This window comes from Nocardioides sambongensis (assembly GCF_006494815.1).
In the GTDB taxonomy this organism is placed as follows: domain Bacteria; phylum Actinomycetota; class Actinomycetes; order Propionibacteriales; family Nocardioidaceae; genus Nocardioides; species Nocardioides sambongensis.
On sequence record NZ_CP041091.1, the window covers coordinates 3,795,811 to 3,808,194 of the forward strand.

General features: G+C 72.3%; 12 protein-coding genes. 7 read left to right on the forward strand and 5 right to left on the reverse strand.

The window, feature by feature from the left end; translation table 11 throughout:
* Window positions 1–96: 96 nt before the first annotated feature.
* The 5 genes from FIV43_RS17650 to FIV43_RS17670 all read left to right on the forward strand — a co-directional run bounded on the left by FIV43_RS17650 (window position 97) and on the right by FIV43_RS17670 (window position 4,410).
* Window positions 97–696 (forward strand): HdeD family acid-resistance protein, encoded by a 600-nt coding sequence (locus FIV43_RS17650; protein WP_141015184.1) that lies wholly within the window; start codon window positions 97–99, stop codon window positions 694–696.
* A complete protein-coding gene (locus FIV43_RS17655) occupies window positions 693–2,099 on the forward strand; it encodes a hypothetical protein (protein ID WP_141015185.1) in 1,407 nt (468 codons plus the stop codon). Before FIV43_RS17650 ends, FIV43_RS17655 begins: the two co-directional genes overlap by 4 nt.
* A gap of 115 nt (window positions 2,100–2,214) precedes the next feature.
* Complete coding sequence (locus FIV43_RS17660; protein WP_196780878.1) at window positions 2,215–2,625, forward strand: DUF7144 family membrane protein; 411 nt, start codon at window positions 2,215–2,217, stop codon at window positions 2,623–2,625.
* Window positions 2,626–2,730: 105 nt separating this feature from the next.
* A complete protein-coding gene (locus FIV43_RS17665; RefSeq protein WP_196780879.1) occupies window positions 2,731–3,339 on the forward strand; it encodes a DinB family protein in 609 nt (202 codons plus the stop codon).
* 9 nt (window positions 3,340–3,348) lie between these two features.
* The gene (locus tag FIV43_RS17670; RefSeq protein WP_141015187.1) at window positions 3,349–4,410 is read left to right on the forward strand and encodes a DNA adenine methylase; all 1,062 of its coding nucleotides are present in this window, start codon (window positions 3,349–3,351) and stop codon (window positions 4,408–4,410) included.
* 10 nt (window positions 4,411–4,420) lie between these two features.
* Here FIV43_RS17670 and FIV43_RS17675 read toward each other — a convergent pair whose 3' ends face one another.
* The 4 genes from FIV43_RS17675 to FIV43_RS17690 form a co-directional block, all read right to left on the reverse strand.
* Window positions 4,421–4,855 (reverse strand): universal stress protein, encoded by a 435-nt coding sequence (locus FIV43_RS17675; RefSeq protein ID WP_141015188.1) that lies wholly within the window; start codon window positions 4,853–4,855, stop codon window positions 4,421–4,423.
* Window positions 4,856–4,932: 77 nt separating this feature from the next.
* Window positions 4,933–6,117, reverse strand: a complete 1,185-nt coding sequence (locus FIV43_RS17680) for an SGNH/GDSL hydrolase family protein (protein ID WP_141015189.1) — start codon at window positions 6,115–6,117, stop codon at window positions 4,933–4,935.
* Between the two features lie 94 nt (window positions 6,118–6,211).
* Window positions 6,212–7,276, reverse strand: a complete 1,065-nt coding sequence (locus FIV43_RS17685) for a lysylphosphatidylglycerol synthase transmembrane domain-containing protein (protein ID WP_141015190.1) — start codon at window positions 7,274–7,276, stop codon at window positions 6,212–6,214.
* A gap of 49 nt (window positions 7,277–7,325) precedes the next feature.
* The gene (locus tag FIV43_RS17690; RefSeq protein ID WP_141015191.1) at window positions 7,326–8,675 is read right to left on the reverse strand and encodes an NAD-dependent malic enzyme; all 1,350 of its coding nucleotides are present in this window, start codon (window positions 8,673–8,675) and stop codon (window positions 7,326–7,328) included.
* Between FIV43_RS17690 and FIV43_RS17695 the strand changes: the two genes are divergently transcribed.
* Entirely contained in the window at window positions 8,674–9,423 is a 750-nt protein-coding gene (locus FIV43_RS17695; RefSeq protein ID WP_231123495.1) for a nitroreductase family protein, read from the forward strand. The genes FIV43_RS17690 and FIV43_RS17695 overlap by 2 nt on opposite strands.
* A 10-nt stretch (window positions 9,424–9,433) precedes the next feature.
* The gene (locus FIV43_RS17700; RefSeq protein ID WP_141015192.1) at window positions 9,434–9,913 is read left to right on the forward strand and encodes a glutathione peroxidase; all 480 of its coding nucleotides are present in this window, start codon (window positions 9,434–9,436) and stop codon (window positions 9,911–9,913) included.
* A gap of 72 nt (window positions 9,914–9,985) precedes the next feature.
* Here the strand turns inward: FIV43_RS17700 and FIV43_RS17705 are convergent, their stop codons facing one another.
* Window positions 9,986–12,370, reverse strand: coding sequence for an MMPL family transporter (locus FIV43_RS17705; protein ID WP_141015193.1), 2,385 nt, complete (start codon window positions 12,368–12,370; stop codon window positions 9,986–9,988).
* Window positions 12,371–12,384: the final 14 nt, after the last annotated feature.

The following is a 12,384-nucleotide window of genomic DNA, read 5'->3' on the forward strand; positions in this document are numbered from 1 at the left end:
CACGGCCCCGGCGGTGCCGGGGCCCGGATGCCGTGACGTCGGGACGACGCCTCCCAGGCGCCCGTCGACGCCGCCGAACCAGGAACTGGAGTGCCGATGACCGACCCCGACATCTCGACCACCGAGGTCACCGTCACGGTGCTCCCGGCCGGGTTCCGGCAGTTCGCCGCGCACTGGGGGCTGGTCCTCGGCTACGGCATCGTCACCCTGGTTCTCGGCATCGTGCTGGTCGCCTGGCCGGACGCCTCGGTCACGGTCTTCACCGCGATCATCGCGATCCAGCTGATCATCGCGGGAGTGTTCCGGGTGATCTCCGCGCTGGCGGCCTCCGGACGCGACACCGGGATCCGGGTCCTCTCCGGCGTCATCGGCGGGTTCTCGCTCGTGGTCGGACTGCTGGTGCTGCGCGACCCGCTGCAGAGCGTGCTCGTGCTCGGCATCGTGCTCGGGGTCTTCTGGCTCGTCGCCGGCGTCGTCGACATCATGCTCGCGCTGCTCGCGCCGCCCCCGGGCGGTCGCACCTGGGAGCTGGTGACCGGTGGACTGACCGTGCTGGTCGGTGGGTTCCTGATCGTCTTCACCGAGTTCTCGCTGCACGCGCTGGTCATCTTCACCGCCATCTGGCTGATCGTCGGCGGCGCCCTGGCCATCATCGCGGCCATCGCCCTGCGGTCCTTCCGGCCGGCCGCCCGATGAGCACCACCGGCGGGGGCACCGACCCGGCAGCCGACGCTGCGGAGGTCCAGCGGCTGCGCGAGGAGGTGGCCCGGCTCAAGGCGCAGGTCGCCGAGCCGGCCGCCGCGGACCCGGTCGCCGACGAGGCGACGCCGGGCGGGCGTCGTACCGGATGGTGGCGGCCGGTGGTCGCGACCGTCCTGATCGTGGTGATGGCGCTGCTGTCGGTGGTCTCGGTGGTCGCCCGCTGGGCCCACGACGAGGTCTCCGACACCGACCGGTACGTCGAGACCGTGGCCCCGCTCGCCGAGGACCCGGTGGTGCAGGCGGCGGCGATCGACCGGATCACCAACGAGATCGTGACCCGGCTGGAGATCGAGGCGGTGACCCAGCAGGGCATCGACGCGCTGACCGAGCGCGGCCTGCCGCCCCTCGCGGCCACCAGCCTGCAGGCGCTGGCCGACCCGCTGGCCGGCGCGGTGGAGAGCTTCATCCGCCAACAGGTGACCAGGCTGGTCGAGTCCGAGACCTTCGCCCAGGCCTGGGAGCAGGCCAACCGGCAGGCGCACACCCAGTTGGTGGCGGTCCTCACCGGCAAGGACGGCGACAGCGTCGAGGTCACCGACAACGCGGTCAGGGTGAACCTGGCGACGGTGATCGAGGCCGTCCAGATGGCCCTGGTCGAGCGCGGGTTCACCCTTGCCGAGCGGCTGCCCACGATCAACGCGGAGTTCACCATCTTCGCCTCCGCCGACCTGGCCAGGGCCCAGAGCGGCTTCCGGATCCTCAGCGCGCTCAGCGTCTGGCTGCCGATCGTGGCACTGCTCTGCCTGGCCGGCGCGGTCGCGGTCGGGCGCTCGCGCCGGCGTACCTTCGTCGCCGGGGCGCTGGCGCTGGGGCTGGCGATGCTGTTGCTCGGGGTCGCGCTCAACGTCTTCCGCGAGATCTACGCCAACGCGATCCCGGCCGACCAGATCCGCACCGACGTCGCGGTGATCGTCTACGACGCGCTGGTCGAGTTCATCCGGGTCAATCTCCGCGCGGTCCTCGTGATCGCCCTGGCCGCCGCGTTCATCGCCTGGGTCTCCGGACCGGAGCGGACCCCGACGGCGCTGCGTCGCGGGACCGGTACGGCGCTGGCCGCCGTGCGCGGCGGCGGCGAACGGGTCGGTGTGAACACCGGGCGGTTCGGGGTCGCGCTGCACGAGTACCAGGTGCCGCTGCGGATCGGTGTGCTCGCCGCCGCCCTGGTGATCTACGTGATGCGCGACCACCCCAGTGGTGCGTTCGCTCTCTGGCTGGTCGCGATCACCGCGGTGGTCCTGCTGCTGGTCGCGGTGCTCGCGCGTCCGGCGCCGGTCACCGTCGGCGCGCCGGAGCCGGAGCCGGCGGGCGGGCCGGGAGCGGGCACACCCGACGCCTGACACCCGCGCCGGGCCGACGTACCGTGATCCCGGCGCGGCCAGGAGCAGCGACATCCCCGGCGGCTCACCGGGTCGGATGCCCCCGCTGGCGCCGCCGATGGACGATCCTGGGTCCATGACGAACACTGAGAGCTACGCCAAGGATGCGTGGACGGACGGGCTGTCGATCTTCGCGGCCGTCGTCCTGATGACCGTCGGACTCTTCCAGGTCATCGAAGGAATTGCGGCGATCGCGGAGGACGAGTTCCTCGTGGCCGGCGCCAACTACGTCTTCGAGTTCGACCTGACCACCTGGGGCTGGATCCACCTCCTGGTCGGCATCGTCCTCGTGGTCACCGGCGGCGCGCTGCTCGCCGGCCAGACCTGGGCGGTCATCGTCGGGATGAGCCTCGCCGTGGCCTCGGCCGTGGTGAACTTCGCCTGGCTGCCGTTCCAGCCGTTCTGGGCGATCGCGATCATCGCCCTCGACGTCGCCGTGATCTGGGCGCTCGGCCGCCTGCTCACCGCACCCCGCCCCACCGCCTGAGACCTCCGGTCCGTCCGTCCCGTCCCTGCTCCGCGGCACGCCGATGCCGTGGCGGGCGGACGAATCCGATTGCCGGGCCCCGCGGATGCGTCCGACAATGCCCGGATGGGGACCTCAGCGGACGCAGGCGAGCCGACGGCACGGTGGACGGAGGCGACCGTCTTCGCCGACATGTGGGTCGATCCCGACGACGATCCCCGGGAGGGCGGCCCGTCGGCGCCCGTCGACGAGCGCGCCCTGCTGCTCGACTACCTGCGCTACTACCGGCTGACGCTGGAGCTGAAGTGCTCCGGCCTGGACGCCGAGCAGCTCGCGCGCCGGTCGGTCCCGCCGTCGACGATGTCCCTGCTGGGGCTGCTGCGCCACGCCGTCGAGGACGAACGCCACGTCCGTCGGGTGATGACGGGTGCGGACGCGCCCCGGCTCTACCGGACCGAGCAGGACCGCGACGGTGACTGGAACGGCGCGGTCGCCGATCCGGCGGTGGTCGAGGACGCCTGGCGCCGCTGGCGGCACGAGGTCGCCGAGACCGACCGGATGGTCGCATCGATCGCCGACCTCGACGCCTACAACGCCGGTGACTCCGACCTCGGCCCGGACGGCGCGGACCTCACCCTGCGGGACCTGCTGCTCGCGCACATCGTCGAGTACGCCCGGCACTGCGGCCACGCCGACCTGCTGCGCGAACGGGTCGACGGTCGGGTCGGCCAGTAGCGTTCCGCCATGATCAAGTACCTGGGCTCCAAGCGGGCCCTGGTCCCGGTCCTGGCGGACATGGCGGTCGCCACCGGGGCGGCCACCGCCGTCGACCTCTTCACCGGTACGACGCGGGTCGCCCGCGAGCTGAAGCGGCGCGGGCTGCAGGTCACCGCCGCGGACATCGCGACCTACTCCGAGGTGCTGGCCGCCTGCTACATCGGCACCGACCGGGACGCCGTCGACCCCGACGAGCTCCGCGAGACGCTCGCCGAGCTCGAGGCGCTGCCCGGGCGCGCCGGCTACTTCACCGCGACGTTCTGCGAGCGGGCGCGGTTCTTCCAGCCCAAGAACGGCGCCCGCGTGGACGCCATCCGCGACGCCATCGAGACCCGGCACCGCGACTCGCCGCTCTACCCGCTGCTGCTGACCAGCCTGCTGCTCGCCGCCGACCGGGTGGACTCGACCACCGGGCTGCAGATGGCCTACCTCAAGGAGTGGGCGCCCCGGGCGCATCGTGACCTCGAGCTGCAGCCCCCCGACCTGCTCCCGGGAGTCGGTACGACGATCCGCGGGGACGCGCTGGCCACCGTCGAGGAGCTGCCGCCGACGGATCTGATGTACCTGGACCCGCCGTACAACCAGCACCGGTACTTCACGAACTACCACATCTGGGAGACCCTGGTCCGCTGGGACGCTCCCGAGCACTACGGCGTCGCCTGCAAGCGGGTGGACAGCCGCGACGTGGCCACCAAGAGCCCGTTCAACAGCCGGCGGACGATGCCGCAGGCGCTGTCCGCGCTGATCGCCCGTGCCCGCGCCGAGGTGCTGATGGTCTCCTACAACGACGAGTCCTGGGTCAGCGTCGAGGAGATGGTGGCCGCCCTGCGGGCAGCCGGCCACGAGGAGGTGCGGGTGCTCGGCTACGACTCCCAGCGCTACGTCGGTGCCCGGATCGGGATCTACAGCCCGGCCGGCGCGAAGGTGGGCCGGCCGGCCCGGCTGCGCAACACCGAGTACGTCTTCGTGGCCGGGCCGCGGGAGAAGGTCGAGGCGGCCGTCGCCGCGGGCGGCCGGGGCGTCGCCTGACCGACGCCGGCTACCGGCCGGTGGTGTGCACGATGTAGACGTCGCAGGGTGCATGTGCGGCGACGTCGCGGGCGACGCTGCCGAGCACCCGGGCCGGTCCCTGCACCCGGCGGTTCCCGATCACGATCAGGTCGGCGCCGAGGTGCTCGGCGATCCGGACCAGCGCCTCGGCGGGCTTGCCGCCGGCGGCGGCCGCGGTGATCCGCACCTCGGGCGTCTCCCGCTGCAGCGTGAGCACGACCTCCTGGGCCAGCGCCAACCCGCTCTGCTCGTTGCTGACGACGAACTCCTCGCTGCCCTCCTCGATCACCTCGGCGTCGGCCTTGCCGTAGGCCGAGATCACGTGCAGGTCGCCGTCGAGGGCCGAGGCCAGCTGGACCGCGCGGCGCGCCGCCGTCAGCGCCGTCTCGGTCCGGTCGACGCCGGTCACGATCTGGATGGTCATCTGTGCTCCTCCGAAGTGCTCGGGTGGTGGTCCGCTCGCCCGGGCCACTGTGCCATCCGGCCCGGGCGATCCGCGGATCAGCGACGCCGGACGCAGCGCGGAGCGGGCCGCGCGATCGTGGCCACCTTCACCGCGCCGTCCCGGGTCAGCCGCACCTGCGCGCGCACCCGGCCGTCGCGGTTGCCGGGCTTGATCGCGCGCACCTTCGGGGTGATCCGCCACGGAGCCGTCTGCACAACTCCGACCTGCTGGCGACCCACCCGGACGGTGACCCGGTCGGTCAGGCCGTTCCCGCCGCGGACGACGACCCGCAGCCGCTTGGCCGGCCCCATCCCGAGGCAGTGGGCGCGGAGCTGGATCGAGTCGGCCGCGCCGGCCAGGGCCCGCTGCGTGCCGCGGGCCTGCTGGATGGTCTGCAGGACCTCGCCGGCCATCATCCGCATGCCGGCGGTGGACGGGTGCATCGGGGCTCCGTCGTTGTAGGTGCTGATCGCCCGGATCCACTGCTCGTCGGGGTCCGCGCACGGGGTGTGGTCGACGGCGCCGGGGATGGTGCGCATGTCGGCGAACGCGATGCCCTCCTCCTCGGCGACCGCGCCGATCACGTCGCTCATGTGGTCGATCAGGCCCTGCAGGTAGACCGCCTCGGCCGGGGTCACGCCGGGCAGCGCCGGGCAGCTGGTCGGCGGCACGTAGGTGCCGTATCCGACGGCGACGATCTCGGCCTCCGGGGACCGCTCGCGGACCTCGTCGACCAGGTCGCGGTAGACCGGCGCCAGGGCATCGATCGCCTGGTGGTGGGCGTCGTCGTCGCTGCCGACGCAGTCGCTGGTGAAGCAGCTGGTGGCGATCCCGACCAGACCGACGTCGTTGCCGCCCATGGTGCCGAGGGTGACCAGGGTGGTGTCGGCGTCCAGCGCGTCGAGCTGCGCCGGGTTCTCGCTCCCGCCCTGGGCCTGCGGTGCCCAGTAGTCCTCGGTGGTCGCGCCGCCGCAGCTCGCGTCGGTGAAGGTGGTGACCCCGAGCCGCTTCGCGACCAGCGTGGGGAAGTTCTTCTCGCTGCGCGCGCAGATCCCGGGACGCTGGGGCAGGATGCCCGGCCCGGAGACGAACGAGTCGCCGAACGCGACGTACCGCTCACCGCCGGGGCCGTTGTCCCATCCGGGCGGATCGACCGGGTCCGCCTGGGCGGGCGCGGCTCCCACCGCGGCGAGTCCCGCCCCGAGCAGACCGACGACGACCAACGACGACAACGTGCGCATGTGCTTCCTCCCTCGTGACTCCGGCCCGGAGCCACCACGGACGGGTGCCGCTGTGGCGCCCGTCACCCTTTCCCAGGTGCGGACGCTACACCGCTCACTCCGCCGGGGAGACGGGTTGCCCCGATGAGCCGCGGGTCCCGATCCGCCAGCCGGCCCAGACCATGGCGCCGATCGGGATCGGCAGCCAGAAGGAGAAGAGCCGGTAGAGCAGCGTGCCGATCAGCGCGGTGTCGGCCGGGACGCCGATCACCACGAGCAGCCCGGTCAGGCCGGCGTCGACGAACCCGAGCCCGCCCGGGGTGATCGGGATGAAGGTGAGTGCCTGGGCGACCACATAGCACAGCAGCACCTCGGCCGGTCGTGCGTGGGCGCCGAACGCGACCAGCGCTGCGACCAGCGCGGCGTAGTCGAACATCCGGTTCCCGGCCGCTGCGAGGACCGCCCACCACCAGCGTCCGGCGAAGGCGGCCACCACCCGCTCACGCTGGGCGGAGAGCGCGTCGGCGGTGCCCTGCGCGGTCCACCGGCGTCGTACGACGTGGGCGACCGTGCCGATCGCCCGCCCGACCGCGTGGACGACCTTCGGCGCGGTCAGCGCGACCGTGCCGATCGCCACGATCACCACCGCGACGATCAGCGAGACCAGCAGCCCCAGCCGCAGCTGCTCGGCGGGCGGCGGCCCGATCGCCAGCGCGGGGATGGTGAGCACCGGCAGCAGCAGCAGGACGGCGGTGGTGAGCAGGTTGCTGGCGGTGAGCCCGGAGACCACGGCGCCGGCCGACTGGCCGCTGGTCACCAGCACCCGTCCCTGGATCACGCCGCCGGTGGCGGCGCCGCCGGGGATCACCTTGCTCGCGGCGTGGCCGGCCAGCTGCGCGGCGGCCGCGGTGCCCCAGCCCAGGTGCGGGGTGGTGGTGTCGCTCTTCGGCGGCGCGAGCGCGATCCGGGCCAGCCACCACAGCATCGCCAGGCTGGCCGTCTCCAGCACGGTCAGGATCAGGAACCAGTGCACCTCGACCGAGGCCAGCTGCGGCCACGCGCCGAACATGGTGAGCAGGCTGGGCGTCACCACGTAGAGGCCGACGCCCGTGATCACCAGCAGGACGGCGCGTCCGCCCCACCGGCGGATCGGGTTCACTGCCCGTTCGGTGGCCTCCATGGGGCGAAGCCTGCCAGTTCCGCCGCCGGCACGCGGACGGCTGCCGCGGTCAGGCGTGCTCGGGCGCGGCGATCGCGGTGGCCACCGCCGAGTGCACCTCGGGGTGGAAGACGGTCGGGATGATGTAGCTGGCGTTGAGCTCGTCGTCGGTGACCACGGCGGCGATGGCCGCGGCGGCACGCAGCATCTGGTCGGTGGTCACATCCACGGCGCGGGCGTCGAGGAGGCCGCGGAAGACGCCCGGGAACACCAGCACGTTGTTGAGCTGGTTGGGGTAGTCCGAGCGGCCGGAGGCGACCACCGCGGCGTACTTGCCCGCGGCGCCGGGGTCGACCTCCGGGTCCGGGTTCGCCATCGCGAAGACGATCGCGTCCTCGGCCATGTCGGGGATCCACTCCGGGTCCAGGATGTTGGGAGCGGAGACGCCGATGAAGACGTCGGCGCCGCGCAGGCCGTCGTGGAGGTCCCCGGCGACGCGTCGCGGGTTGGTCCGCGACGCCAGCTCGGCGTGGGCCGGCGAGAGGGCAGGGTCGTCGGCCACCAGGCAGCCCTCCCGGTCGGAGACCACGATGTCGGGGACACCGGCGGCGATCAGCAGGTTCACGATCGCGGTGCCGGCCGCACCACCGCCGGAGACCACCACGCGGATCGTCTCCAGCTCCTTGCCGACCACGCGCAGCGCGTTGCGCAGGCCCGCGAGCACGGCGATCGCCGTACCGTGCTGGTCGTCGTGGAAGACGGGGATGTCGAGCCGCTCGCGGAGCCGCGCCTCGATGTCGAAGCAGCGGGGGGCCGCGATGTCCTCGAGGTTGATCCCGCCGAAGCCGGGCGCGATCAGCTCGACCGCGCGGACGATCTCGTCGACGTCCTGGGTGTCCAGGCAGATCGGCCACGCGTCGACACTGCCGAACCGCTTGAACAGCGCCGCCTTGCCCTCCATCACCGGGAGCGCCGCGCCCGGACCGATGTTGCCGAGGCCGAGCACCGCCGAGCCGTCGGTCACCACGGCCACCGCGTTGCCCTTGATGGTGAGCCGGGAGACGTCGCCGGGGTTGGCCGCCAGCGCGGAGGAGACCCGGCCGACACCGGGCGTGTAGGCCATGGACAGGTCGTCACGGGTCTTCAGCGCGACCTTGGAGGCGACCTCGATCTTGCCGCCGAGGTGGAGCAGGAAGGTCCGGTCGGAGACCTTGTGCACCTCGACGCCCTCGACCGCGCCGACCGCGGACTCGAGCGCGCGGGCGTGCTCGGCGTCGGAGGAGGAGCAGGTGACGTCGACGACGAGCCGCTGGTGGCTCGACTCCGCGACGTCGATCGCGGTGACCACGCCGCCGGCCTCGGCGATCGCGGTCGCCACGGCGCCGACGACACGGTGGTCGGGCACCGTGTAGAGGCGCATGGTGATCGAGTTGGACGAGGGTGTCGCTGTAGCCGCCACCCTGGGATTCTCCACCCGGCCCGCGGTTACTCCCAAGTCGCTCGGCGTCGCGGCCCTGGCGATACTGGCCACCATGACCGGCTCCGAGTCGTCCCACCCGCACGCGCCCCGGCCGGGAGCCGAGGTGCTCGCCGAGCCGATGCGCTCGCGCTGGTCGCCGACGGTCTTCGACCCCGGGCAGACCCTGGACGCCTCGCAGATCGCGACCCTGCTGGAGGCCGCGCGCTGGGCGCCGAGCTGGGGGAACACGCAGCCGTGGCGGTTCCTGGTCGCCGAGCGCGGTACGCCGACCCACGACGTCCTGGTCGCCCACCTCACCCGCGGCAACGCGAGCTGGGTCCCGCGCGCCGCGGTGGTGCTGCTCGGCGCCACCCAGGTCGCCCCCGACGAGACCGGGGAGGGCGCCGACAACCCGACCTACGCGGTGCACGACCTGGGCCAGGCGGCCGCGCACCTGACCCTGCAGGCCCGCGCGATGGGCCTGCACGCCCACCAGTTCGCCGGCTACGACCACGCTGCGGTGGCCGCGGCGCTCGGGGTCCCGCCGTACGTGCGGCTGCTGACCGGGATCGCGGTGGGCAGGCCCGGCGACCTCGCCCTGGCCTCGGAGCGGGAGCGGTCGAAGCACGACCGGGAGCGGGTCCGGCGCGAGGTCGCCACCTTCGCCTTCGCCGGACGTTGGGGCGAGCCGTGGCACCCGGGCTCCTAGGCTGAGGAGCATGACCACACTCCGCGACTTCTCCGCGACCTCCATCGACGGCCAGGACGTCGACCTCTCGTCGTACGACGGCCAGGTGGTGCTCGTCGTCAACACCGCCTCGCAGTGCGGCTTCACCCCGCAGTACAAGGGACTGCAGGAGCTGCAGGACACCTACGCCGACCAGGGGTTCACGGTGCTCGGCTTCCCGTGCGACCAGTTCGGCCACCAGGAGCCGGGCGACGAGGACGAGATCGCGTCCTTCTGCGAGCGGAACTTCGGGGTGAGCTTCCCGCTGTTCTCCAAGATCGACGTGAACGGCGACGACGCGCACCCGCTCTACCAGTGGCTGAAGTCCGAGCACGGCGGACTGCTCGGCGAGAAGATCAAGTGGAACTTCACCAAGTTCCTGCTGGGCCGTGACGGCCAGGTGATCGACCGCTACGCGCCGACCACGAAGCCGGAGAAGCTGGGCGGGGACATCGAGAAGGCGCTCGGCTGAGCCTCGGCCGCAGACGCACGGACGCCCCGTGGGAGATCTCCCACGGGGCGTCCGTCTCGGTCGGTGCCGGCGTCACACGCCGGCGGTCTCGAGGTCCTTGTCCAGGTCGTCGTCCAGGTCGGAGCTGGTGCCACGACCGGGGATGGAGTCCCGCTCGAGGGACTCGCCCTCGACGTCGACGTTGGGCAGGATCTTGTCCAGCCAGGCCGGGATCCACCACGCCTTCTCACCCAGCAGGTAGAGCACGGCGGGGATCAGCACCATCCGGACGATGAACGCGTCCAGCACGATGGAGACCGCCAGCGCGAAGCCCATCGACTTGATGATCGGGTCGTCCATCAGCATGAAGGCGGCGAAGACCGCGATCATGATGGTGGCGGCCGCGGTGACCACGCGGGCACTGTTGCGGAACCCGTCGACCACCGCCTCGCGGGTGCTCATCCCGTGCACGTGCGCTTCGCGCATCCGGGTCACCAGGAACACCTGGTAGTCCATCGCCAGGCCGAACACGATGCCGATCAGGATGATCGGCAGGAAGCTGATGATCGGCTGACCCTCGAAGATCCCGAACAGGCCCTCCTGGAAGATCGCCACGGTCGCACCGAAGGTGGCCAGCACCGAGAGCAGGAAGCCCAGGGTCGCGGTGAGCGGCACCAGGATCGAGCGGAAGACCAGCATCAGCAGCACGAAGGCGAGACCGACGACGATCGCCAGGTACGCCGGGAGCGCGTCGTTGAGCCGGTCGGAGACGTCGGTGGTGATCGCGGTCAGGCCGGTGACACCGATGTTGACGTCGCCGGACTCCTCCAGGTCGGACTCGCCGTCCCGCAGGTTCTGCAGCAGGTCCAGGGTGGCCTGGTCCGTCGGACCGGACTCGGGCTGGATCTGGACGATCGCGCCCGTCGCCGGACCGGTCGGAGCGCCGCTCTCGTCGACCGGGGCGTTGGTCGCCACGATCTGCGCGTTGGCGACGTCGTCCTGCTCGCCGGCCCAGGTGGCGACGTCGGAGAAGACCTGCTGGCGCTCGTCGTCGTCGGCCACGTCGGTGCCGTCGACGACCACCAGCAACGGGCCCTCGCGGCCCGGGCCGAACGCCTCGGACATCAGGTCGGAGGCCTGGCGCTGGGTGGTCGACGCGTCCGAGGTGCTGTCGGAGGGGAACGCGAGCTGCATCTGGGAGACCGGCGCGGCGAGCACGCCGAGGACCACCACGACGAGCGCGGCGAACGCGAGCGGAGCCTTGCCGAGCAGGCGCGCCCAGCGCACGCCGTTGTTCACGATCAGGCCCTGCTCGTCCCGCTTCGGCTGGTACTTGCGGATCTGCCCGCCGAACGCCTTGCCCTTGAGCATGCCGAGCACGGCGGGCAGCAGGGTGAGGGCCACCATCACCGCCAGGAAGACGGTCGCCGCGGCGGCCAGACCCATCGCGGTGAGGAACGGGATCCCGACCACGGCGAGCGCGGAGAGCGCGATCAGCACGGTGAGTCCGGCGAACACCACGGCGGAGCCGGCGGTGCCGACGGCGATGCCGGCCGCGTGGGCCCGGTCGTCGGTGTGGTGCAGCTCGGAGCGGTAGCGGGCGACGATGAACAGGGTGTAGTCGATGCCCACGGCCAGACCGAGCATGCTGGCCAGGATCGGCGTGGTCGACCCGATGCTGTCGGTCAGCGCGGTCGCCGCGGTGACACCGGCGAGGCCGAGGCCGACGCCCACGATCGCGTTGATGATGGGCAGGCCGGCCGCGACCAGCGAGCCGAAGGTGAGCAGCAGCACGATCAGCGCGATGCCGATGCCGATCAGCTCGGACTCGCCGCCGGGCGGGGCCATCGACGACATGCCGGAGCCGTTCGCCTCGACGATCAGGCCGGACTCGTCGGTGGTGTCGGCCATCAGGTCCTTCAGGGCGTCCTGGGAGGCCGGCTCGATGTCGGTCGGCTTGTCGGCGTCCCACTCGGCGGTCATCACGCCGACGCGACCGTCGTCGGAGAGGGTGGAGACCGCGTCCGCGTTCGCCTTGGCCGCCTCGACGTCGCCACCGGCCTGCCGGGCCTGACCGACGATCTGCTTCTCCTGGCCCGCCGCGGTGGCGACGGGGTCGGTCAGCCGCGGGTTGTCCGCGGGGTCGTCCGACATCTGCGGCAGCTGCTGGATGCCGGCGATCAGGTCCGTGATCGCGGCCTGGTACTCGGGCTCGTCGAGTGTGTCGCCCTCCGGGGCGGCCACGACGACGTTGTAGGAGACGTCGTCGAAGGCGTCCTCGGCCCCGGGGAAGAGCTCCTGCTGCAGGTCCGAGGCCTCCTCCGACGGGATGCCGGGGATGGTGAACTGGTCCTGCATGGGCTTGGAGAAGCCGGCGGCGAGGCCGCCGACCGCGACGGCGAGCACGAGCCAGCCGGCGATGAAGAAGGGCCACCGCCGGTAGGCGGTCGAGCCGAGTCGGTAGAGCAGGCGTGCCATGGGGTCTCCTGGGT

Excerpts from the sequence above, each read along its gene's own strand:
- FIV43_RS17705 (WP_141015193.1), bottom strand. The coding sequence starts at position 12,370 with ATGGCACGCCTGCTCTACCGACTCGGCTCGACCGCCTACCGGCGGTGG.
- FIV43_RS17695 (WP_231123495.1), top strand. The coding sequence starts at position 8,674 with ATGGTGATCGAGTTGGACGAGGGTGTCGCTGTAGCCGCCACCCTGGGA.
- FIV43_RS17690 (WP_141015191.1), bottom strand. The coding sequence starts at position 8,675 with ATGCGCCTCTACACGGTGCCCGACCACCGTGTCGTCGGCGCCGTGGCG.
- FIV43_RS17660 (WP_196780878.1), top strand. The coding sequence starts at position 2,215 with ATGACGAACACTGAGAGCTACGCCAAGGATGCGTGGACGGACGGGCTG.
- FIV43_RS17685 (WP_141015190.1), bottom strand. The coding sequence starts at position 7,276 with ATGGAGGCCACCGAACGGGCAGTGAACCCGATCCGCCGGTGGGGCGGA.
- FIV43_RS17700 (WP_141015192.1), top strand. The coding sequence starts at position 9,434 with ATGACCACACTCCGCGACTTCTCCGCGACCTCCATCGACGGCCAGGAC.
- FIV43_RS17665 (WP_196780879.1), top strand. The coding sequence starts at position 2,731 with ATGGGGACCTCAGCGGACGCAGGCGAGCCGACGGCACGGTGGACGGAG.
- FIV43_RS17670 (WP_141015187.1), top strand. The coding sequence starts at position 3,349 with ATGATCAAGTACCTGGGCTCCAAGCGGGCCCTGGTCCCGGTCCTGGCG.
- FIV43_RS17650 (WP_141015184.1), top strand. The coding sequence starts at position 97 with ATGACCGACCCCGACATCTCGACCACCGAGGTCACCGTCACGGTGCTC.
- FIV43_RS17680 (WP_141015189.1), bottom strand. The coding sequence starts at position 6,117 with ATGCGCACGTTGTCGTCGTTGGTCGTCGTCGGTCTGCTCGGGGCGGGA.
- FIV43_RS17655 (WP_141015185.1), top strand. The coding sequence starts at position 693 with ATGAGCACCACCGGCGGGGGCACCGACCCGGCAGCCGACGCTGCGGAG.
- FIV43_RS17675 (WP_141015188.1), bottom strand. The coding sequence starts at position 4,855 with ATGACCATCCAGATCGTGACCGGCGTCGACCGGACCGAGACGGCGCTG.